Origin of the sequence: Allotamlana fucoidanivorans, assembly GCF_006265225.1 — a bacterium.
GTDB lineage: Bacteria > Bacteroidota > Bacteroidia > Flavobacteriales > Flavobacteriaceae > Allotamlana > Allotamlana fucoidanivorans.
The window spans coordinates 185,590-207,510 of sequence record NZ_VDCS01000005.1 but is presented as its reverse complement, the minus strand read 5'-3'; the positions used below and the strand labels follow the sequence as shown (position 1 = coordinate 207,510).

The window sequence follows — 21,921 nt, the reverse complement described above, 5'->3', positions numbered from 1 at the left end:
CGTTTTTACAATGTGCGTTGCTTTTGCTTTTAGGCGTATTTTTTTCAAAATTTTTCAAGCAAATGCATGTAGAGACTATGTCTTCAAGTAAGGCCTGGACGTTATACGTAATTGCTGTAGTTTTTATTTATTTTAAGAATTGGATGCAATACGGTGGTAGAAAACGAAAGGTTAGAAATGCAAACATACTTAAAAACAAAAGGTTAAATTATAGTATTTGGTTAATATGGTTTGTACCCTTTAGTCTACTCGCCTTATCCTATATATTGTACCAAGCCTTTTAATAATTAGCATGATATGAGCATCCAGTATTCATGGCACAAGCTGTATTGAATGAAAAGAATATATGCTTTTTTGAAAACACCTTACAAGCAAGTAGATAAGTATTAAAATTCGTGATTTTCAATGAGGGCTCGACTCCGTTCAACCTGAAACATGGCAAAAAAATTATGTCGCGTTAAGTATATTGTCGTTGTCTATTTTTTTAAAATAAGGTAAACAGGGAAGTGGTCACTATAGCCACCCTTATACTTTTGTCCAACATAGGTTCTAAAAGGAGCTCCTTTAAATGGGCCTTTAAAAAGTTTTAGGAAGTCTTCATCAAAAATATTGGCTTTAAAAAATTCAAATTGATCTATTGAATGTTTTAAAAAATTAGAGGATAGCATAATTTGATCAAACAAAAACCATTGCCGTTTATGTTTTACAGTGCCGCGGTTGAACGACCTCAGGGTTTCAAACGGATTGTATAAAGCACTATGGTCTACCATTTGTTTTATGCTGGTATTATGCGGGTCATCATTAAAATCACCCATTACAATGATGTTAAGTTGTTCATGTTCTAATTTTAAACGAGAAATAATTTCCTGAACTTTATAAGACGAAGCCATACGTTTAACCTCGGTTTCTTGAGCGCCTTCTCGTCTGGAAGACCAATGATTAACAATAACATGTATAGGGGTGTTTTCTAGTACGCCTGATACCAACAAAATATCTCTGGTATAATCGGGGTCACCATCTTTATCAAGAAGCGAAATAGTAAATATCTCAGAATGTGTAACCTGAAATACGTCTTCATCATACAAAAGGGCTACATCAATACCGCGTTCATCCATAGAATCATAATGCACATAGTTATAGTTAAACTTGTTAAGGTGCTTGGACTCTAATAAATCGTTTAAAACCGTTTTATTTTCTACTTCAGCCAAACCAATTAAGGCAGGGTGTTTACCTGTTTCTCTTCGACCAATATTTGCCATGCAAAACCCTAACTTTCTCAGTTTGTTTTCATAGCGCTTTGGGGTCCAGTTTTTAACCGAACTTGAAATAAATTCACGGTCATTAGTGTACTTATTACTTTTTAAGTCAAATAGATTTTCAACATTATAAAAGGCCAGAGTTTGCATATCATGGCGTACCATAATATTCTCATAAAAAGGATTTGTCATAAATCAAAAATAGAGTTTAAATTAAGAAACCACCAATTATTTGGTGTGATTACCCCTGTTTTGTGGTGTTTTTTTTAAATATTAAATGCTTACAATTATGTAACTTTGTGTTATGATAGAAAAGAAAGAGATAGGTTTAGAAAAAGCGGTTCTGGTTGGTATAGTTACCAAAGATCAAGACGAAGATAAGTTGAAAGAATATTTGGATGAGCTGGAGTTTTTAACCTATACAGCGGGTGGACGAGCCATAAAACGATTTACACAAAAGATGGATATGCCAAATCCCAAAACATTCATTGGGACTGGTAAAATGGAAGACGTAAAAAACTTTGTTGAAGAGCATGACATTTCTACGGCCATTTTTGATGATGAATTATCAGCTACTCAAGAACGTAACATCAGCAAAATACTTGGCTGTAAGGTTTTAGATAGAACCAATTTAATATTAGATATTTTTGCACAAAGAGCCCAGACTAGTTATGCCCGAACACAGGTTGAATTGGCCCAATATGAGTATTTGCTCCCTAGGTTAAGAGGAATGTGGACACATCTTGAACGCCAGCGTGGTGGAATTGGTATGCGCGGACCTGGTGAAACTGAAATAGAGACTGACAGACGTATTGTACGTGATAAAATAGCCCTGTTAAAAGACAGAATTAAAACCATTGACAAGCAAATGGCTGTACAGCGTGGCAATCGCGGTAAAATGGTAAGAGTAGCTTTGGTGGGGTATACCAACGTAGGAAAATCTACCTTAATGAATGTCATTAGTAAAAGTGAGGTGTTTGCCGAAAACAAATTATTTGCTACACTTGATACTACGGTAAGAAAAGTAGTTATTCAAAATTTACCATTTTTATTAAGTGATACCGTAGGTTTTATAAGAAAATTACCCACTCAGTTGGTAGAGAGTTTTAAAAGTACACTTGATGAAGTAAGAGAAGCTGATTTATTGCTTCATGTGGTTGATATTTCGCATCCAAACTTTGAAGAACACATTGAGTCTGTGAATAAGATTTTAGGCGAAATTGAAAGTAATGACAAGCCTACCATCATGGTATTTAACAAAATTGATGCCTATCAAGCGGAACCACCTATTGAGGAAAATGATTTGGAAACAGAGCGTACAAACAAGTATTACTCTCTTGAAGAGTGGAAAAAAACCTGGATGGGTAAGGTTGGAAATAATGCTTTATTCATTTCAGCTCTTAATAAACAGAATCTTGAAGATTTTAAAAAGCGTGTTTATGATGAGGTGAGAGACATTCATATAACGCGTTTCCCTTATAACCATTTCTTATACCCAGATTACGAAGAAGAAGAAAGTCAATAAAAGTATTATAATGCTAGAAAAGGTCTTTAAAATTCTAAAAAACAAATGGATAAAAAGGTTTTTAGTGCTACTAGCCGCTGTCTTTGTTTTTTTTGTTGGCCTGTATTTTAGTATATATTTAGGTTTTTTTGGAAAAGTTGCAACTATTGAAGAGTTGAGTAGTATTAAACAAGAAGAGGCTACGCAGGTACTTGATATGGATGGTAAACTTATTGGTAAATATTACATTTATGATAGACAACCTTTAAAGTTTGAAGATTTTCCGAAGCATCTTATAGACGCTTTGTTGGCCACTGAAGATATTAGATTTTATGAACACGATGGTATTGACAATGTAAGTTTAATGCGCGTTTTTGTAAAAAGTATTTTACTTCAAGATAGATCTGCTGGTGGCGGAAGTACCATTACCTTACAATTGGCAAAAAACCTATTTGGAAGGAAGAATTTTATCTTTTTCAGTACAGTCATTAATAAATTTAAGGAATCTATTATTGCTACACGACTAGAAACCATCTATAGTAAAACGGAAATTTTAACTATGTATTTAAACACGGTTCCGTTTTCTGATAATACTTATGGTATAGAAAGTGCAGCTCGAAAGTTTTTCAATAAACCAGCATCAGAGCTTACCATTAATGAATCTGCTGCTTTGGTAGGGAGTCTTAAAGCTAACAATTACTATAACCCAAGAAAGTATCCCGAAAATTGTTTGGATAGGCGAAATGTTGTGTTGAATCAAATGGTTAAGTATCATTATTTAGAACCCGAGGCTAAAGACACTTTGGTGCTTAAAGATTTGGTTTTAGATTATCGTTCATTTAATCATGATCTTGGTGTTGCACCTTATTTTAGGGAGGAAGTAAAAAAGGAATTAGCACAAATACTCGATTCCATAAAAAAGCCAAACGGAGATAAATATGACCTGTATAAGGATGGTTTGATTGTGCATACTACTTTAAATTACAAAATGCAGCAACTTGCAGAAGATGCAATGAAATCGCATTTATCGCAATTACAAAAAGATTATGAAGCCTCCTATGGTAAATATGCTCCATGGAAAAAGGATAAACAACTTATTGAAAATGCCTATAAAAATTTACCTAAATACAAGACTTTAAAGGAGCTGGGTTTAAGTAAATCACAAATTGAAGACTCGTTATCGGTAAAGCATGATGTAGAACTGTTTAGTTGGGAGGGCGACACCATTATGCAGGTTACAGCAAAGGATAGTTTGAAACATTTTCTGAAATTTTTAAATACAGGTATGCTCGCTGTTGATCCTGCAAGCGGAGCTGTGAGAACATACATTGGTGGTATTGATTACCGATTTTTTCAATATGATCATGTGACTCAAAGTGAGCGCCAGGTAGGGTCTACTTTTAAACCATTTGTATACGCCACAGCCATAGAACAAGGTATGGATCCTTGCACCTATTTTTCATTGGCAGAAGTCACGTATTCTAATTATGACGACTGGACACCTAGTAACTCAGGTGGTAAGGAAGATGACCCTCATCTTAACTACAATTTAGAAAAGGCTTTGAGTCATTCGGTAAATACCATTGCAGTAAAGGTGTTGAATAAAACGGGTATTACCAATGTGATTGAGCAAACTAAAAAATTAGGAATTACAAAAACATTACCAGAAGAGCCTTCTTTAGCTTTAGGTGTAGCCGAAATTAATCTGAAAGAACTTACAGGTGCTTATACAAGTTTTTCAAACAAAGGAAGGTCCGTTACGCCTTATTTAATTACCAAGATTGAAGATAGAGAAGGGCATGTTATCGCCACTTTTAATCCTGAAGTAGGAGAACAAGCCTTTAGTGAATATACCTGTGAGGTGATGCTTGAAATGATGAAATCTACTGTAAATTTTGGTACGGCATCAAGATTAAGAACCGTTTACAATTTAAAGAATGATATCGCAGGAAAAACAGGAACTACCCAAGATAATAAAGATGGGTGGTTTGTTGGGATTTCACCTAAACTGGTTACCGTAACTTGGGTAGGAAATGATAATCATGGTATAGGTTTTAAAACTACGGCTATGGGTCAAGGTGCTAATTCGGCTTTGCCTATTTTTGCAAAATTCTATCAGAAATTGAATGCTGATGCTGAGTTTAATGCCATCACACGGGCTGGCTTTTCAAAGCCATCTGAGAAGGTAGTTAACGATTTGAATTGTGAACCAGAAAAGCGCGATTCTTTTTTTCAACGTTTATTTAAAGGGAAAAAACGGACAAAAAAGTTTAAAGGAAATTAAGCATAAATGGTTATGCTGATTGTACAATGCTATCCTATTTTTTTCTTTTGTTTATAAACTAAATATATTGCTAATACTAGGTTTAAAAGCAAACACGACAGATAAAATAGCTGCCGTGTTTGATTAATATTGAATCTGGTTAAAATATCTAGAATTTATAACTAATACCTGCGGTGTAGAAGGTTTGTAATTTATTGTCAACATCATCAAATCCTGTAGCGGTAGGAGGTATTTGTTCTAAAGCATAATTAAGTGCTTCCTGCTTATTACTTCTTAAACCAAAATCAAACCCAAGACCAAAGTTTTTCCAAAGAGTATATCCTAAAGAATTGGTCCAGGTCCAGTTTGAAAAGTTGCTGCTTTTATAACTTTGAAACGCAGAAAGGTTAGATTTGATATTTAAATCGCCTATTTTTTTGGCATAATCAACCATAATTTTCGCACCCATTGAAGAATCAAAAACTAAATCCTTGTCAGCAAATACAAAATTGTAGTTTAAAGGATGAATTACAACTACTAAATCAGAAATTGGTGTCCAAGTGAAACCTACACCTAAATCTAAATACCCAGGGTTGTTGAAGTTATCTAAAAGTGTGGTTCTGTATTCCATCAATGCCGATACGGCCCACTTTTTAGATAAATTTCTACCGTACAATGAAGAAATGTTGAAAACGTCTGTAGTAGGTTCAAAACCAGCATCATCAGTCGGGTCATCTCGGTCATCTAATTTTACCCAGTTTAAGTTAGTGGTTAAAGCATTTCTCCAGAAAAATTTTGGTTGAATTAAATTAGCCGTAGCATTTACGGTAAAACCAATACTTCCAGAGGTATTGTTGGGAGCGCCTTGGGCATACCAATTGTTGAAATTTGAAAAAGTACCGCCAATAGTACCAAAAACATTGAGATGCCACCCAGGTAGGGCATCTAGTTTTGATTGTATGGCGTCAATTTCTTTTTTTAAGGCATCAGCCTCTGTTTGTTTTTCTTTTTTTTGTATTTCTAACTCTTCTTTAGTTTGTGCATGTATTGAAACAAATCCTATACACATTGCAATGATTAATAGCTGTTTTTTCATTTGCGGTTGTTTTTAAATAAGATGAATAAATATAGTTTTTTTATTTGAAAAAAGTGGCAAGTAAGTAAATAGCCCGTGCTACGGAGTTAGGGAAGAATTATGTTTCTGTTAAATGTTATTTCTTTTTATGTAAAGGCACAGAAGAGCATGCTTCCCCATACATAATAGACTTTACATGGGGTATGAGTTTACCGGTAAGCATGATATAGGCGCTTTCTGGTACTGGTTTTTTAGAACAGCCTTTTATAATAACGGGCTTGTCTTTAAACGGACCAACATCTAAGTTGCTTATAATATCTTGAAATATGGAAGTTTCTAAATCTGACAGATTTCCCGTTACAATTTTTTTGGCATATGGTTGCAGATAAACAGTAAGTAACATAAATGCCCAACCAGGCAAAATAGCATCTGTACTGCAAGTTAGTGCTACATAACAGTTTTGATACTGACTCCAATTAAAGGCTAATGCATGCGCTCTAAAATCTTTTTCACGTAAAATTAGGCCCTTATAAAGCCAATCTTTTATATCAAATAGTAGGCGCTTACCTGATGGATAGTAATCTTCCAAATCAATAGTAACTAGTTTACTATTTGCTACGCGATTTATAATCTCGTCAGCCATAAGTTCGTTTTCTTTTGAATTTTTATAAACGAAGCTGAGGTTTAGAGCATTCCTAACTCTAATTTTGCTTCTTCACTCATGAGCTCCTGTGTCCAGGGTGGATCAAAAGTAATTTCAACTTCGGCGTCTTTTACAGCATCTAATGATTTTACTTTTTCTTCAACTTCTAGTGGCAATGTTTCAGCCACAGGACAGTTAGGCGTTGTTAAGGTCATCAAGATTTTTACATCGTTGTCTTCATTGACAAAAACGTCATAAATTAAACCTAATTCGTATATATCAACAGGAATTTCAGGATCGTAAATGGTCTTTAATACATTTACAATTTTTTCTCCTAACTCGGCGGTATCTATTGTTTCACTCATTTTAATTCAATTGTGTTTGGTATGCAATGGCATACATTTTTAATTGTTTTACCATACTCACTAAACCGTTGGCGCGCGTTGGTGATAAGTGTTCTTTTAAGCCTATTTTGTCAATAAAGCTAGTATCTGCATCTATAATGTCTTTTGGACGCTGATTTGAAAATGCTCTTATTAAAATAGCTATAATGCCTTTTGTAATAATGGCATCACTATCAGCCGTAAAAACGACTTTGTCATTTTCCATTTCTGCATGAACCCATACTTTACTTTGGCAGCCTTTTATAATATTTCGGTCTGTTTTGTATTGGTCGTCAATAAGGGGTAAATCTTTCCCTAAATCTATCATATATTGGTAACGTTCTTCCCAATCATCAAACATTGAGAATTCGTCTATTATTTCGTTTTGGATCTCTTCAATACTCACAATCATAAAATTTTAAACAAAAATACAATAAGATATTTTGCTATTCAATGTTTTGAGCTACGGATAAAATAACTTCAACTAATTTTTTAATGTCTTGAGGAGGGTTGCCATGATCAAAACTTGATGTTTGATACGTTTTATCACTTGTCACTAGTTTTAATTGCGCCATGGCAGCGCCGTCATGCTGAAAAGCTTGACTTGGTGGATTAATAGTTTCAAAGTCATCTAATTCAATAGATTTAATGGCGCTGATTATTTGTTGCCAATCAGTATCAGTACAATTGAAATACTCGCCAGTGCTTCCTTTTTTTTGCCTTTTTATTAGTGTGTTTTTGTCTATAATGATTTGTTGGTAAAAGCCTCTAGACACCATGGTATATTCAACGGATAGAATAGCTTGAGATTGATTTGTTTGGCAACTTCCTTGAGTAACGAAAGTTATTAGAAGTAAGAGTATGGCTTTCATGAAATAATAGATGTTTAGAAGAAATAAAAAAAGCGAACCGAATATGGTTCACTTTTTTTATACATAAAAAGTATTGGGTTTAATTCATGGCTACCAAATCACCACTAGCATCTTTAGAAGGTAAGTTTGATTTACCCATTAAATAAATATCTACTTGTCTGGCTGCTTCTCTACCTTCCGAAATGGCCCAAACAATTAATGATTGTCCGCGGCGCATATCACCAGCCGTAAATATATTAGGGATATTTGTTTGATATTTTCCGTATTCTGCTTTGTAATTAGAACGGGCATCTCTTTCAATACCTAGCTTGTCTGCAAGCGTACTTTCAGGACCTGTAAACCCTAGAGCTAATAAGGCCAAATCACAGGGCCATGTTTTTTCTGTGCCAGGAATTTCTACTAACTGCGGACGTTCTCCAGGAACCATTTTCCACTCTACATTTACCGTTCTTAAAGCTGTTAATTTCCCGTTTTGATCTTTAACAAATTCTTTGGTATTAATTAACCAGTTACGTTCTACACCTTCTTGGTGAGAAGAAGATGTTTTTAATTGTAACGGCCAATAGGGCCAAGGTGTTGTAGGCGAACGATGTCCTGGTGGTTTTGGCATAATTTCAAAGTTAACCACAGATTTTGCACCATGACGATTTGAAGTACCAATACAATCGGAACCTGTATCACCACCTCCAATAACAATAACGTGTTTATCCGTTGCTAAAACTTGATTTTCAACTTTCTTTCCAAATAGAACCTTAGTTTGTTGTGTTAGGAAATCCATGGCTTGAACAACCCCATCAGCATCAATACCAGGTGTTGGTAAACTACGTCTTTCAGTAGCACCACCACAAAGTACAACAGCATCAAAGGCTTTCAACTCTTCGGTATCATAATTAACACCCACATTTACGTTCGTTTCAAAGGAGATACCTTCAGCTTCAAGAATAGCTAATCTACGGTCAATAATTTCTTTTTCCATTTTAAAATTAGGAATACCGTAACGTAATAGGCCTCCAATTTCATCATCACGCTCAAAAACAGTCACCGTATGTCCTGCTCTATTTAATTGTTGCGCTGCTGCTAAACCAGCAGGTCCAGAACCAACAATGGCAATTGTTTTACCTGTTCTTGTTTTTGGTGGTTGGGGTTTAATCCAGCCTTCTTTAAAGGCACGTTCAACAATGTTTTTTTCTATATTTTCAATAGAAATAGGATCTTCAATAATACCCAATACACAAGATTTTTCACATGGTGCCGGACATAACCTACCAGTAAATTCAGGAAAGTTATTGGTAGAATGTAATAACCAAGAAGCTTTTTGCCATTCTTCTTGATGTACCATATGGTTAAAATCAGGAATTAGGTTACCTAGCGGGCAGCCACTGTGGCAAAAAGGAATACCACAATCCATACAACGAGATCCTTGCTTTACAAGTTCAGGTTCACTTAATGGAACCGTAAATTCTTTATAATGTTTTATACGCTCCTGAACAGGTTTGTACGACTCGTCTTGTCTTTCAAATTCTTTAAATCCAGTTACTTTACCCATAACACTATACTATTTCTAATTCTTCAACCATTACTTCTCCTTTTGCTAAACGCTCAAGAGCTTTCTTATATTCTATAGGCATTACTTTTACAAAGTTTGCTAAACTCGTGTCCCAATTGGCCAATAATTCTTTAGCTCTGTTACTATTTGTATATAATGCGTGTTTTTCTATTGATGCTTTTAACTCGGCAGCATCCTCAGTGCTAATATCTTCAAACTCTATAGTTTCTGTATTACACAGACCGTTTACAAATTTATTTTCAGGATCAAAAACATAAGCAATACCACCACTCATTCCGGCAGCGAAGTTTCTTCCGGTGTTACCTAAAACAATAACTCTACCTCCGGTCATATACTCACAGCAGTGATCTCCAACCCCTTCAACAACGGCAGAAGCTCCTGAGTTTCTTACTGCAAAACGTTCCCCTGCAATACCATTAATATAAGCCTCACCTTGAACGGCTCCAAACAAACACACGTTACCAACAATGATATTTTCTTCAGCAATAAAATCTGCAGATGCTGGTTTTTTAACGATTAATTTGGCGCCAGATAAGCCTTTGCCTAGATAATCGTTGGTGTTACCTTCAACTGTAAATGTTAATCCGTGAGCTCCGAAAGCCCCAAAACTCTGACCCGCAGATCCGGTGAAATTAATATTTAAGGTGTCTTCAGGTAAGCCTTGATGACCATATATTTTTGATATCTCATTACTCACTATTGCACCCACTGTTCTATCAATATTTTTGATAGGGTATGCCAAGTTCATTTTTTCTTTTCTATAAAGCGCTCGGTGAGAATCTTTAAGTATGGTAAAGTCTAATACGTTCTCAAGATTGTGATCTTGAGCTTCTGTATTTCTTACCGTCAATTGGCTATACGCCGTTGGTCTGTGAAGTATACTTGACAAATCAAGACCTCTGGCTTTGTAGTGTTTAATGGCTTTATTCGCATTAATTTTATGCGTTTGCCCTACCATTTCAGCTACCGTTCTAAATCCTAGTTGTGCCATAATACCTCTTAATTCCTCTGCAATGTAGTAGAAGAAATTAATAACGTGTTCTGGGGTGCCTTTAAAGTTCTTGCGTAGCTCTTTGTCTTGAGTGGCAATACCCACTGGACATGTGTTTAAATGACATTTACGCATCATAATACATCCTGAAGCTACAAGCGGTGCTGTAGCAAAACCAAATTCTTCTGCTCCTAGCAAGGCTGCTATGGCTACGTCACGACCTGTTTTTAACTGCCCGTCACATTCTACAACAATACGACTACGTAAGTTATTAAGAACCAAAGTTTGTTGCGCTTCTGATAGACCAAGTTCCCAAGGTAAACCAGCATGTTTTAAAGAGGTAAGTGGAGAGGCTCCTGTTCCACCGTCATATCCTGAAATAAGAACCACATCGGCTTTAGCTTTGGCCACACCAGCAGCAATAGTTCCTACCCCAACTTCAGATACTAATTTCACGTTAATTCTAGCATCTCTATTAGCATTTTTTAAATCGAAAATAAGTTGTGCTAAATCTTCAATAGAATAAATATCATGATGGGGTGGTGGTGAAATTAACCCTACAAAAGGTGTTGAGTTACGCGCATTGGCAATCCATGGTAATACTTTTTCTCCAGGCAGCTGACCACCTTCACCAGGTTTAGCACCTTGAGCCATTTTAATTTGGATTTCTTTGGCATTGGTTAAGTAATGCGATGTTACTCCAAATCGGCCAGAAGCCACTTGCTTAATAGCAGAGTTTCTACTGTCACCATTTACATCTTTTTGAAAACGACGACGGTCTTCTCCTCCTTCACCCGAATTAGATTTACCACCTATACGGTTCATGGCAATGGCTAAGTTTTCATGGGCTTCACGAGAAATAGACCCGTAAGACATGGCGCCCGTTTTAAAGCGTTTCACAATGTCAGTCCATGGTTCTACTTCATCTAAAGGAATAGGGTCTAAATTATCAAACTCAAATAAACCACGAATGGTCATTAAGTTTTCAGACTGCTCGTTAATGGCTTTTGAATACACATCATAACTAGCCTGATCACTCAATCTTACCGCTTGTTGTAATTTAGCAACGGTAGTTGGGTTGAATAAATGGCGCTCACCGTTACGTCTCCAACGGTAATCCCCTCCTATGTTTAATCCTAGCTTTCGGTCTATTCTATTATCTGGATAGGCTTGTTTATAACGCTCATTAATTTCTTTTTCAATTTCATATAAACCGATGCCTTCTACTCTTGATGCTGTGTAAGGGAAGTATTTTTCAACAAATTGTGAGTTAAAACCAACAATTTCAAAAATTTGAGAACCCCTATACGAGTGTAAGGTAGAGATTCCAATTTTGTTCATAATTTTTAAGATACCTTTTCCAATTGCTTTGTTGAAATTTTCAACTGCTTTTTCTTCATCCATACCAGTAATGAAGCCTTCTTTTACTTGCATTCTGATTATTTCATTCACCATATATGGGTTTATGGCACTAGCGCCATAACCAAATAAAGTAGCAAAATGATGCGGCTCACGAGGTTCTGCAGATTCAATAATGATATCAAAATAAGAACGTTTACGTAAGCGGTTTAACTGGTGGTTTACATAGGAGCAAGCTAATAGAGCTGGAATAGGGGCAAACTCTTGGTTAACACCTCTATCAGAAAGAATAATGATATTTGTTTTTCTTTCTAGCGCTTTTTCAACTTGTAAAATAATATCTTCTAAAGCATCTTCAAGACCGTTGAGTCCTTGAGCTTTAGGGTATAGCATTTGAATGGTTTCAGCTTTGAAGCTTTCAATTTTTATGGTTCTAATTTTTTCTAAATCGGCGTTTGAAATTACCGGATTTTGAATTCTTAGTTTTCTACACTGTCTTTCAGTAATACTGAAAATATTACGGTCTTTACCAAGATTTAAACTAATGTCGGTTACAATTTCTTCACGAATTCCATCTAATGGCGGATTGGTTACCTGTGCAAATAATTGTTTGAAATAGTTTGAAATGAGTTGAGGTCTATCTGATAAAACGGCAAGTGGGGTATCAATACCCATAGAGCCTAAAGCTTCTTTTCCGTTTACCGCCATAGGAGTAATTACCTCTTGAATATCTTCAAAGGTGTAATTGAATAAACGCTGCCGTGTTTTTATGTCAATCGTTTCAATTGGGCAGGTTTCATTGGTGTAGGGTACGTCTCTTAAATGTAAGCGCGTTTTATCTAACCATTTTTTGTATGGTCTTTCAGAAACTATTTTGGTTTTAATCTCTTCGTCTTCAATGATGCGACCTTCGTTCATATCCACCAAGAACATTTTACCAGGCTCTAATCTACCATGTTCTAAAACATCTTCAGGAGCAACATCAACCACTCCAATTTCAGAAGACATAATTAATTTACCACTTTTAGTAACGGTATATCTTGAAGGTCTTAACCCGTTTCTATCTAATAAAGCACCAATATAGTCTCCATCTGTAAACGGTACTGAAGCAGGGCCATCCCAAGGCTCCATAATACAACCATTGTATTCATAAAAGGCCTTTTTATCGGTACTCATGGTTTTGTGTTTTTCCCATGCCTCAGGAATCATCATCATCATGATTTCGGGTAATGATCTATCAGTATGCGTTAACAATTCAACCACCATATCCATAGAAGCAGAATCTGATTTTCCAGGCAGAATAATAGGGAAAAGTTTGTCTATTTGCGGACCAAACACATCACTTTTCATAATTTCCTCACGTACGCGCATTCTACTCACATTACCTCTTAGGGTGTTGATTTCACCATTCTGACACATAAAGCGGAACGGTTGCGCCAATTCCCAAGTTGGCATGGTGTTGGTTGAAAAGCGTTGGTGTACAAGTGCTAAACGTGTTACCAAATCAATTTGTTGTAAATCGGTGTAATATGGACCAATATCTTCTGGCATGATAATACCTTTGTAGATAATGGTTGTATTTGATAAGCTGGGTACGTAAAAATAATGACTCTCAGAGATTTTTGATTCTCTTATAGTATGTTCAGTAATTTTTCTAGCAGCATATAATTTAGCTTTAAAAGTAGCGTCATCAATTGCTTCGGTTTTGCCAATAAAAAGTTGCTCAATATTAGGTTCTGAAGCTAAGGCTATTTGGCCTAACTGTGTCGAATCAACAGGTACTTCTCTCCAACCTAAAATAGAAAGACCTTGTGCTTTAACTTCGTTTTCAAAGGTTGATTTACAAAAATTATATTGGTTCTTTACTTTTGGAAGAAACACCATCCCAACCGCATACTCTCGTGGTTCAGGTAAAGAGAACTCACAAACACGTTTAAAATAATCATGAGGGATATCAATCAATAAACCAGCCCCATCACCAGTTTTCCCATCAGCACTGACACCTCCGCGGTGTTCTAATTTTACCAGAATTTCTAAGGCATCATGTATGATTTGATTTGTTTTCTCTCCTTTAAGATTACAAATAAAACCAGCGCCGCAATTTTCGTGCTCAAATTCTGGGTAATAAAGTCCTTGTTTCTTCAACATAATCAACAAATAATTGGTTTAAAAACTCGAGTTGAAGCGCTAAGATACGTGCTAGTTTTTGAATTACAATAGGTGCTAATTCATTATTTCGATTTTAGGACTGAACTTCTAATAATAATAATGATATATCAATATTAAACGCATTTTTTAATAAATATTCAAAGTATATAATATAGGGTGTAAAATGATGAAATGTGAATTTCTGCTAAGGTTTTTATTGTTTAATGAAAATTATATCAGTAAAACAATGAAAATACTGACAATTATTCAAATAATTAAGTTGTTGAAAAATCAAAAAATCTAACAATCTTGATAATACCCTTAAAAAAATAGGGGTAAAATTGGAAAAATGATAAAAGTTAAACAATTACCCCTATTTTTTATGGGGGTTAAAACTTTTTAACATAAGTTTGGCTCGTTCTTAAGGAAAAATAGATCATTTAAAACAACCAAAAACTAAAACAAATTACACGATCTATTTAATAATTAACTAAAAGAAAACAATTATGAAAAAATTACTTACACTTTCAATGCTTTTTGTAGCAACGGCTTTATTTGCACAGGAAGAAGCGTCAGAAAAGAAATTCACAATCAGCGGTTCTATTGATGCTTATTATAGAACTAACTTTAATGGTCCAAATGATGCAGAAAACTGGACTGCTCCGGGATCTTCTTTTGCTAACCTGCCAGGTTTTGCATTAGGTATGGCAAATGTTATTGCTAGTTACGAAGGTGAGAAAGTTGGTTTTGTGGCTGATCTTGTATTTGGACCAAGAGGTACAGATGCGATTTTTGCTTCTCCAATGTATTCAGCTACTGGTAATATTGTAAACCAATTATACGCTTACTGGAATGTTAGTGAGTCAATCACTTTAACCATGGGTAATTTCAATACGTTCTTAGGGTATGAGGTTATTTCTCCAACGGGTAACTTTAACTACAGTACTTCTTATTTATTTTCTTACGGACCTTTTTCTCATACTGGTTTAAAGGCTGATATCGCTTTAACTGATGATTTGAGTTTAATGGTAGGTGTAATGAATGATACTGATTTAACTGAGTTCAATCCAACAGGTGATTACGCTTTTGGTGCTCAATTGGGGTATGCAGGTCAATACTTAAACTTTTTACTAGACCCTTCTTTTACTGAAATTGACTTCACAGGAGGGTTCGATATTACAGAATCGTTTTATTTAGGAATCAACGCAGCGTATTTGTCTCTTGAAGATGATGCGGGTGGATTCTATGGAGGGGCTTTATATCCTCAAGTTGGTATAACTGATACTTTTACTCTTGGTTTGAGAGCTGAATATTTCCAAGAAGAGAAAGACTTTGGTGCAATTGGAACTGGAGTAGAAGATTCAAGTGTTTTTGCAGCAACTTTAACAGGTAGCTTCGAAATTGAAAACTTAACTATCAAACCAGAACTTAGATTAGATAGTACTTCTGATGATGCTTTCTTGGATAATGACAAGATGCCATCAAAAAGCTTAGGTTCATTTGTTTTAGCTGCAATCTACGCATTCTAAGCTTTGAAGCAATACAAAATTTAATATAAGGAGAATAAAGACGAGTTCTCTAATCAATTTAGAAGGCTCGTCTTTTCTTCAATTAACTAACCCTAAAAATTATTTATTATGTCATTATTAAACATGCCACTTATAATGCAAGACACCGCCGCCATTGAAGGCGATATGGGAATGTTGTGGATGCTTATTTCAGGTATCTTAGTATTCTTAATGCAAGCAGGATTTACATTAGTTGAGTCTGGTTTTACACGTTCAAAAAACGTGGTAAACATTGCTATGAAAAATGTACTTGATATTGCAGTAGGATCATTAGTGTTCTGGTTTATTGGGTATTCACTTATGTATGGAGATACCAACGGATGGATTGGTTGGAGTGGTCTTATGTATAATCAAGGTCCTGCCGATTTGTTTTTCCAAACGGTATTCTGTGCTACAGCTGCAACTATTGTATCTGGAGCTATAGCGGGTAGAACAAAATATACTACATATATTATTTTCTCTTTGATTATGACAGCGGTTATCTATCCAATTGCTGGTGGATGGCAATGGAATGGCGATGGATGGTTGGCTCAAATGGGCTTCATAGATTTTGCTGGTTCTTCAATTGTACATGCTGTAGGTGGATGGGCTGCCCTAGTGGGTGCTGCTTTAGTAGGTCCTAGACTTGGTAAGTATATGGATGGTAAAGCGGTTAATATTCCAGGTCATAACAAATTATTAGCTACCCTAGGGGTATTCATCTTATGGTTCGGATGGTTCGGATTTAACGGTGGTTCTCAATTAGCTTGGGGTGGTGATGATGCTGTAGGTGCCTCTATGGTAGTTTTAGTAACTAACCTTGCTGCTTCTGCCGGTGCTGTTGGTGCTCTTTTCTTATCATGGTTCAAATATAAAAAGCCAAATCTAGATATGACCTTAAATGGAGCTTTGGCTGGTTTAGTAGGTATAACTGCCGGTTGTGGAAATATGACAGAAGGTGGTGCCATCATAGCTGGTTTTATAGCAGGTCTTATCGTAGTGTTCTCTATGGAGTTTGTAGAGCAAAAGTTAAAGATTGATGATGCTGTTGGAGCATTTTCTGTACATGGAATAGCTGGTTTTTGGGGAACGATTGTAATAGGTCTTTGGGGTGTTGACGGAGACACTGGTATTGGACTATTAAACGGTGGTGGATCAGCGCAGTTTATAACCCAATTAATTGGAGCTTTGGCATATGCTGTATGGGCATTGGTAACTTCGTTTATTTTCTTTTATGTGCTAAAGAAAACATTAGGTTTAAGAGTAACTGAAAAAGAAGAAATAGAAGGATTAGATCTTTCTGAGCACGGCGCATTAGCTTACCCTGGTAAGAGACAAAGAGAAATTGAAGATTAATTTTTCGAAAAAAAACATAAAGATTTCAAAGTGTTAGTAACTTTAAATGTTTAGTTTATATAGTGTAATAACTACAAAGGATGCCTAAACTTTATTAGGCATCCTTTTGTTATAATTTTTTAAGGCACCACTTGTCTTATTCTATGCTAAATAGGAAGCTGCACTAAAAGTTAAATATTTTTATATTTTTGAAATCTAACGATTAATACTGAAAGACATTATGAAAAAAATTGAAGCAATTATTAGAAAATCCAAATATCGTGTAGTGAAAGAAGCGCTTCATGAGGTTGGTGTAAATTTCTTTTCTTACTGGGATGTTACTGGTTTAGGAAACGAAAAAGAAGGGCACGTATACAGAGGCGTGTCTTATAGTACAAGTGATATTCAGCGTAGGTATTTATCTATCGTTGTTAATGATGATTTTGAAGAGGTAACTATTCAAGCTCTTTTAAATTCAGCGGCCACAGGCGAAGTTGGTGATGGTAAAATATTTGTATCGGATATTACCGAGTGTTACAGAATACGAACAGGAGAAAAAGGTGGTGATACACTAAAATAAATTTAAAATAAATACAACTTAATTATAATGGAAGGATTATTTACAGCGAATAATGTATGGATGATGATTTGTACAGCACTTGTATTTTTTATGCATACAGGTTTCGCATTTTTAGAAATTGGACTAACAAGACAAAAGAACACAATAAACATATTATTTAAAAATATATTCATAATTACGGTAGGTCTATTACTGTACTACATTGCTGGGTTTAATTTAATGTACCCAGGTTTTGCAGAAGGGTCTTCTGGAATTCTTGATTTTGCAGGCTTTGGTATTGCGGCGCCAGAAAATGGTATGACCCCGGAATATGCTGATGGTGGTTATACTTGGTGGACTGACTTTTTATTTCAAGGTATGTTTGCTGCAACGGCCGCTACTATAGTGTCTGGTGCGGTTGCTGAACGCATCAAAATAGGACCATTCATGATTTTTACGGTTATATACGTAGGTGTTGTTTATCCTATTGCCGGTTCATGGAAATGGGGTGGTGGATTTTTAGATCAAATGGGATTCTATGATTTTGCAGGGTCTACATTAGTGCACTCAGTTGGTGGATGGGCTGCTCTAGTAGCTGTTTACCTTTTAGGTTCTAGAATTGGAAAATTCGATAAAGAAGGTAAGCCACAAGCTATTCCTGGTCACAGTATTCCATTAGCTACGGCAGGTGTTTTAATTCTTTGGTTAGGCTGGTTTGGTTTTAATGGAGGTTCAGTGCTTTCTGCTGATCCAGAATTAACTTCATTAACTCTTGTTACTACTTGCTTGGCAGCTGCAGCAGGTGGTGTTGTTGCCGCTTTTGTGTCGTTCTTAAAGTATAAAAACTTAGATTTAACTATGTTTTTAAATGGTATTTTAGGTGGTTTAGTAGGTATTACTGCTGGTGCCGACGTGATGACGCCAGAAAGTGCTATTATTATTGGTGCTATTGCAGGTGCTTTAATTGTATTTGCTGTTAGTTGTGTGGATGCTATTCGTTTAGACGATCCTGTTGGAGCCATTGCGGTACACTTGGTATGTGGTATTTGGGGAACGTTGGCAGTTGGTATATTTTCAACTAATCCAGAGCATAGCTTTGTAACACAATTAATAGGGGTGTTATGTTACGCAGGGTTTTGTTTGGTAACTTCATTCTTAATTATTTTTACTCTAAAGAAAACCGTAGGAATCAGAGTGTCAGAAAGAGAAGAATTAGAAGGTTTAGATGCGCATGAGCATGGTATGGATGCTTACCCTGACTTTCGTTTGAATGAACACTAATTTTTAGGTACTATATATTTTTGAAAATGCCTCGCAAAAGCGAGGCATTTTTTTGTTTTTAACCAACGGTTGCTTCTCATTAGTACCTTATTATATTTTTGATTTTTGAAATTTAAATGATTATTTCAAGTCGAGCGGTTCCGAGACCTAGTTAGAAAGCACAAATTTTAAGAATTCTCAACAGTACTTGAAGTTTTTGTTTGACTTTTTTATGGAAACGTAGGTTAATGATTTTTTGGGAGTTATGTGTTATTAAAGAACTAAAGTAGTATCATATTAAAGCAACAAAATAAATTTATTGCAGAGGATTGTAATATGAAATGAGCAATGGATTTTAACCATTTCGTGGTTACTTTATCTTTAGGTGTTAAAAACAAAAAAGCCCTCAAGAATGAAGGGCTTTTTAATATTAAGAGTGTTAATGTATAATCTAAGCAGAGTTTCTGCTCGCATTAATATTACCAAATAACGATCTGGTTACAATCTTTTCAAAGATTTTCTTTTCTTCGTCATCATCAGGAACACCCGCTTTTTGCAGTTCTTGAACCTTTTTAAGTGCAAATTGTTGAATGGTTAATAATGGTAAAACAATTGATTCTCTTACTTGAATTGAGGCTTTTCCCGTTGGCTCATTTTCCATGAGTTCGGTATAACCAGTTAGCTTTAAAAGTAATCGTTTTGTGGTTTCATATTCGGTAAAAATAATTTTCCAGAACTCACCAAACTCTTCGTCTTTTGCCATGTACTTTGTTAAATCAAAGAATGATTTGGTTAAGGACATCATACTGTTCTCTAATAATGTTTTAAAGAATTTAGAGTTTTTGTAAAGTTGTTCTACTTTATCAAATTCACCACGATTTTCATATTGTTTTAATGCGGTTCCTACACCAAAGAAACCTGGTACATTCTGTTTTAATTGGCTCCATGATCCTACAAATGGAATGGCTCTTAAATCTGAAAACACGAGTTTGTCTGAAGTGCCTCGTTTTGAAGGTCTACTACCAATATTCGTTTTGGCATAGTACTTTAAAGTACTCATACGTTCTAAATAAGGAATAAACATGGGGTGGGCTTTAAAGTTTTTATAAGCCTCATAACTCGTTTCGGCCAAATCAGTCATTACCTCACGGTCTTCATCAGAAAGTCTATTTTTATCGGTGTCTATACGGTTTTTAATACCAGAACTTATAAGTTGTTCTAGGTTGTACTGTGAGGAATCTAGGGTTCCAAAATTAGAACTAACCGTTTGTCCTTGAATGGTTAATTGTACTTCTTTATCTTCAATAGTAGGGCCTAGAGAGGAGTAGAAGTTATGTGTTTTTCCGCCGCCACGTGCTGGTGGTCCGCCACGACCGTCAAAGAATATCGCGGTAACATCATATTTTCTAGATATTTCAGTGAGTAGTTCTTTGGCTTTGTAAATTCCCCAATTGGCCATTAAATACCCCCCATCTTTGGTACCGTCAGAGAAACCTAACATAATGGTTTGTTTGCTACCTCTTAATCTTAAATGAGCCATGTATTCTGGATTTTGGTAAAGTTGTTCCATTACGTCTGGAGCATGTTCTAAATCAGGAATGGTCTCAAAAAGAGGGCCTATGTCAACCGTTAATTCATCTTGGAAAGCAACCATTTTTAGCATAGCAAATAGCTGCATCACGTTTAATGCCGTTTGGTTATTGCTTATAATATAGCGGTTAGCACCACGCTCCCCATTCATGGCTTGAATTTCTTTGATGACGCTCATGGTTTCTAGCGTATTTCTAACCATCTCATCTTCAAAAACAGTCAAATCATCAATAGTATCGTTGGCAGTGGCAAGTATTTTAATTTGCTGGTCTTCGTTTAAGTCGTGGTAATTACTTGGGAAACAAGAATTACCTCTACTAATTAAGTAATCAACCAAGGTGGTGAACACGGAGTGGTGAATTCGGCTATCCTGCCTAATGTCTAAAGAGGCAAATCGGTAATCAAATAAATGTACTCTGTTTATTAACTTGTTAAGGTCATTGACATAGAGCGATTGGTGTTGTTCAACCACTATATTTCTAATGCTTAGTAGTTCTTTTCTTAATTCTTTAGCACTAATTCTTTTCTTGTAATCAAGGTCAATGCTGTTTTTGTAAAGAATAGTTTCTAGTTTAATAACGCGTTCTTCTACCCCTCTAAAGGTGAGTTTGCGCCTTAAATCTTTTAGATCTTGGTAGTATTTTTTTAGAATTGATTTTTTAAGTTTCTTGGCTACTTTTAATGTGGTTTCAGGTTTAACAAACGGATTGCCATCTCTGTCTCCTCCTGGCCAGAAACCAATGTTTATAATTTCATTGTGCTTTTTACCATCATTATAAATATTGGTTTGAATGTAATTATATATTTCTCCAAAGGTATGGTAAAATACATTTTCTAAATACCAAACAAGGCTTTTAGCTTCATCATATGGTGTAGGTTTTTTGTGCTTGAAAAATGGTGTTTTTCCTAATTGACCAAATAAATTATTGATTTTGGTTAGGTCATTGTCTTCAATGGCTGTTTTCAACTCAGTTATAATACCTAAAACAGACCCTGGATAAAATTGTGTTGGGTGGGCTGTAAGTACAATTCTTACCTTAAATTCTTCAAGGTAGTTTTGAAGTTCCTGCATGCTATCTTCAGATTTAGCCGAATCTTTTAAGTGCCTTAACGTACCAATGCCGTCCATATTATTTACAATAGGGAAAGCGGCATCTTCAATGGCATCAAAAAGTACCACTTGGCGCTCTATATATTGAATAAACCTAAACAATAAGTTTATTTGACTTTGTTTGTTTCGTCGTGCTTGGTATTTTTCAAAAAATGTTTCTACAATAGTAGTTGGGTCGTCGCCTTTCTCAAATCCTTTTTTACAGGTTTCATGAAATAATGGTAATAATACGCCCGTTTTGGTAACAGCGTCAAAAGGTAATGTCATAAAGATACTGTTGAATATCTGATATTTTGACAAAACATTTTGGTTAAATCGAATTAATTTCGGCTCTACTGACATGGTATCCTTATCTATTAAAATTGAAGCATAAAAATAGTGAAGCTTTAACAGAACACATAGTCTTTTAAAAGTTTTATCAAATTTTCCCGATAAGCGAATTCTATTTATGAATAATT

Annotated in this window: 15 protein-coding genes; 6 read left to right on the top strand and 9 right to left on the bottom strand. The window is 35.4% G+C overall.

Translation table 11 applies throughout. The features are described 5' to 3' along the window. Positions 1 to 476: 476 nt before the first annotated feature. Positions 477 to 1,448 carry an endonuclease/exonuclease/phosphatase family protein gene (locus FGF67_RS06515; RefSeq protein ID WP_139695938.1) on the bottom strand — a complete coding sequence of 324 codons (972 nt, stop codon included), beginning with the start codon at positions 1,446 to 1,448 and terminating at the stop codon, positions 477 to 479. Between the two features lie 112 nt (positions 1,449 to 1,560). Between FGF67_RS06515 and hflX the strand changes: the two genes are divergently transcribed. Beyond that, positions 1,561 to 2,781, top strand: coding sequence for a GTPase HflX (gene hflX / locus FGF67_RS06510; RefSeq protein ID WP_139695936.1), 1,221 nt, complete (start codon positions 1,561 to 1,563; stop codon positions 2,779 to 2,781). A gap of 10 nt (positions 2,782 to 2,791) precedes the next feature. After that, positions 2,792 to 5,044 (top strand): penicillin-binding protein 1A, encoded by a 2,253-nt coding sequence (locus tag FGF67_RS06505; RefSeq protein WP_139695934.1) that lies wholly within the window; start codon positions 2,792 to 2,794, stop codon positions 5,042 to 5,044. Positions 5,045 to 5,192: 148 nt separating this feature from the next. On the opposite strand, the gene FGF67_RS06500 is transcribed toward FGF67_RS06505, so the two are convergent. The 7 genes from FGF67_RS06500 to gltB all read right to left on the bottom strand — a co-directional run bounded on the left by FGF67_RS06500 (position 5,193) and on the right by gltB (position 14,061). Beyond that, on the bottom strand, positions 5,193 to 6,119 hold the full coding sequence (locus tag FGF67_RS06500; RefSeq protein WP_139695932.1) for a DUF3078 domain-containing protein: 927 nt from the start codon (positions 6,117 to 6,119) through the stop codon (positions 5,193 to 5,195). A gap of 115 nt (positions 6,120 to 6,234) precedes the next feature. After that, a complete protein-coding gene (locus FGF67_RS06495) occupies positions 6,235 to 6,741 on the bottom strand; it encodes a DUF2480 family protein (RefSeq protein WP_139695930.1) in 507 nt (168 codons plus the stop codon). A 41-nt stretch (positions 6,742 to 6,782) separates the two neighbouring features. Then, entirely contained in the window at positions 6,783 to 7,106 is a 324-nt protein-coding gene (locus tag FGF67_RS06490) for an SUF system Fe-S cluster assembly protein (RefSeq protein ID WP_139695928.1), read from the bottom strand. A 1-nt stretch (position 7,107) separates the two neighbouring features. Beyond that, a complete protein-coding gene (locus FGF67_RS06485) occupies positions 7,108 to 7,530 on the bottom strand; it encodes a SufE family protein (RefSeq protein WP_139695926.1) in 423 nt (140 codons plus the stop codon). Between the two features lie 40 nt (positions 7,531 to 7,570). Further along, positions 7,571 to 7,996: a hypothetical protein gene (locus FGF67_RS06480; RefSeq protein WP_139695924.1), complete on the bottom strand. Its 426-nt coding sequence runs from the start codon at positions 7,994 to 7,996 to the stop codon at positions 7,571 to 7,573. A gap of 79 nt (positions 7,997 to 8,075) precedes the next feature. Beyond that, positions 8,076 to 9,542 (bottom strand): glutamate synthase subunit beta, encoded by a 1,467-nt coding sequence (locus FGF67_RS06475; RefSeq protein ID WP_139695921.1) that lies wholly within the window; start codon positions 9,540 to 9,542, stop codon positions 8,076 to 8,078. A gap of 4 nt (positions 9,543 to 9,546) precedes the next feature. Then, positions 9,547 to 14,061: a glutamate synthase large subunit gene (gene gltB, locus FGF67_RS06470; RefSeq protein WP_233244020.1), complete on the bottom strand. Its 4,515-nt coding sequence runs from the start codon at positions 14,059 to 14,061 to the stop codon at positions 9,547 to 9,549. Positions 14,062 to 14,567: 506 nt separating this feature from the next. Here gltB and FGF67_RS06465 point away from each other — a divergent pair. The 4 genes from FGF67_RS06465 (at position 14,568) to FGF67_RS06450 (ending at position 18,783) form a co-directional block, all read left to right on the top strand. Then, positions 14,568 to 15,590: a porin gene (locus FGF67_RS06465; protein ID WP_139695919.1), complete on the top strand. Its 1,023-nt coding sequence runs from the start codon at positions 14,568 to 14,570 to the stop codon at positions 15,588 to 15,590. Positions 15,591 to 15,698: 108 nt separating this feature from the next. Continuing rightward, positions 15,699 to 16,964: an ammonium transporter gene (locus FGF67_RS06460; protein ID WP_139695917.1), complete on the top strand. Its 1,266-nt coding sequence runs from the start codon at positions 15,699 to 15,701 to the stop codon at positions 16,962 to 16,964. Between the two features lie 220 nt (positions 16,965 to 17,184). Further along, positions 17,185 to 17,523, top strand: a complete 339-nt coding sequence (locus tag FGF67_RS06455; protein ID WP_139695915.1) for a P-II family nitrogen regulator — start codon at positions 17,185 to 17,187, stop codon at positions 17,521 to 17,523. Between the two features lie 27 nt (positions 17,524 to 17,550). Then, positions 17,551 to 18,783, top strand: a complete 1,233-nt coding sequence (locus FGF67_RS06450; protein ID WP_139695913.1) for an ammonium transporter — start codon at positions 17,551 to 17,553, stop codon at positions 18,781 to 18,783. A gap of 430 nt (positions 18,784 to 19,213) precedes the next feature. On the opposite strand, the gene FGF67_RS06445 is transcribed toward FGF67_RS06450, so the two are convergent. Then, positions 19,214 to 21,805, bottom strand: a complete 2,592-nt coding sequence (locus FGF67_RS06445) for a phosphoenolpyruvate carboxylase (protein ID WP_139695912.1) — start codon at positions 21,803 to 21,805, stop codon at positions 19,214 to 19,216. Positions 21,806 to 21,921 lie beyond the last annotated feature (116 nt).

What these genes read in the sequence shown, in the direction of transcription:
- FGF67_RS06515 (WP_139695938.1), bottom strand. Translation starts at nt 1,448, where the DNA reads ATGACAAATCCTTTTTATGAGAATATTATGGTACGCCATGATATGCAA.
- hflX (WP_139695936.1), top strand. Translation starts at nt 1,561, where the DNA reads ATGATAGAAAAGAAAGAGATAGGTTTAGAAAAAGCGGTTCTGGTTGGT.
- FGF67_RS06505 (WP_139695934.1), top strand. Translation starts at nt 2,792, where the DNA reads ATGCTAGAAAAGGTCTTTAAAATTCTAAAAAACAAATGGATAAAAAGG.
- FGF67_RS06500 (WP_139695932.1), bottom strand. Translation starts at nt 6,119, where the DNA reads ATGAAAAAACAGCTATTAATCATTGCAATGTGTATAGGATTTGTTTCA.
- FGF67_RS06495 (WP_139695930.1), bottom strand. Translation starts at nt 6,741, where the DNA reads ATGGCTGACGAGATTATAAATCGCGTAGCAAATAGTAAACTAGTTACT.
- FGF67_RS06490 (WP_139695928.1), bottom strand. Translation starts at nt 7,106, where the DNA reads ATGAGTGAAACAATAGATACCGCCGAGTTAGGAGAAAAAATTGTAAAT.
- FGF67_RS06480 (WP_139695924.1), bottom strand. Translation starts at nt 7,996, where the DNA reads ATGAAAGCCATACTCTTACTTCTAATAACTTTCGTTACTCAAGGAAGT.
- FGF67_RS06475 (WP_139695921.1), bottom strand. Translation starts at nt 9,542, where the DNA reads ATGGGTAAAGTAACTGGATTTAAAGAATTTGAAAGACAAGACGAGTCG.
- gltB (WP_233244020.1), bottom strand. Translation starts at nt 14,061, where the DNA reads ATGTTGAAGAAACAAGGACTTTATTACCCAGAATTTGAGCACGAAAAT.
- FGF67_RS06465 (WP_139695919.1), top strand. Translation starts at nt 14,568, where the DNA reads ATGAAAAAATTACTTACACTTTCAATGCTTTTTGTAGCAACGGCTTTA.
- FGF67_RS06460 (WP_139695917.1), top strand. Translation starts at nt 15,699, where the DNA reads ATGTCATTATTAAACATGCCACTTATAATGCAAGACACCGCCGCCATT.
- FGF67_RS06455 (WP_139695915.1), top strand. Translation starts at nt 17,185, where the DNA reads ATGAAAAAAATTGAAGCAATTATTAGAAAATCCAAATATCGTGTAGTG.
- FGF67_RS06450 (WP_139695913.1), top strand. Translation starts at nt 17,551, where the DNA reads ATGGAAGGATTATTTACAGCGAATAATGTATGGATGATGATTTGTACA.
- FGF67_RS06445 (WP_139695912.1), bottom strand. Translation starts at nt 21,805, where the DNA reads ATGTCAGTAGAGCCGAAATTAATTCGATTTAACCAAAATGTTTTGTCA.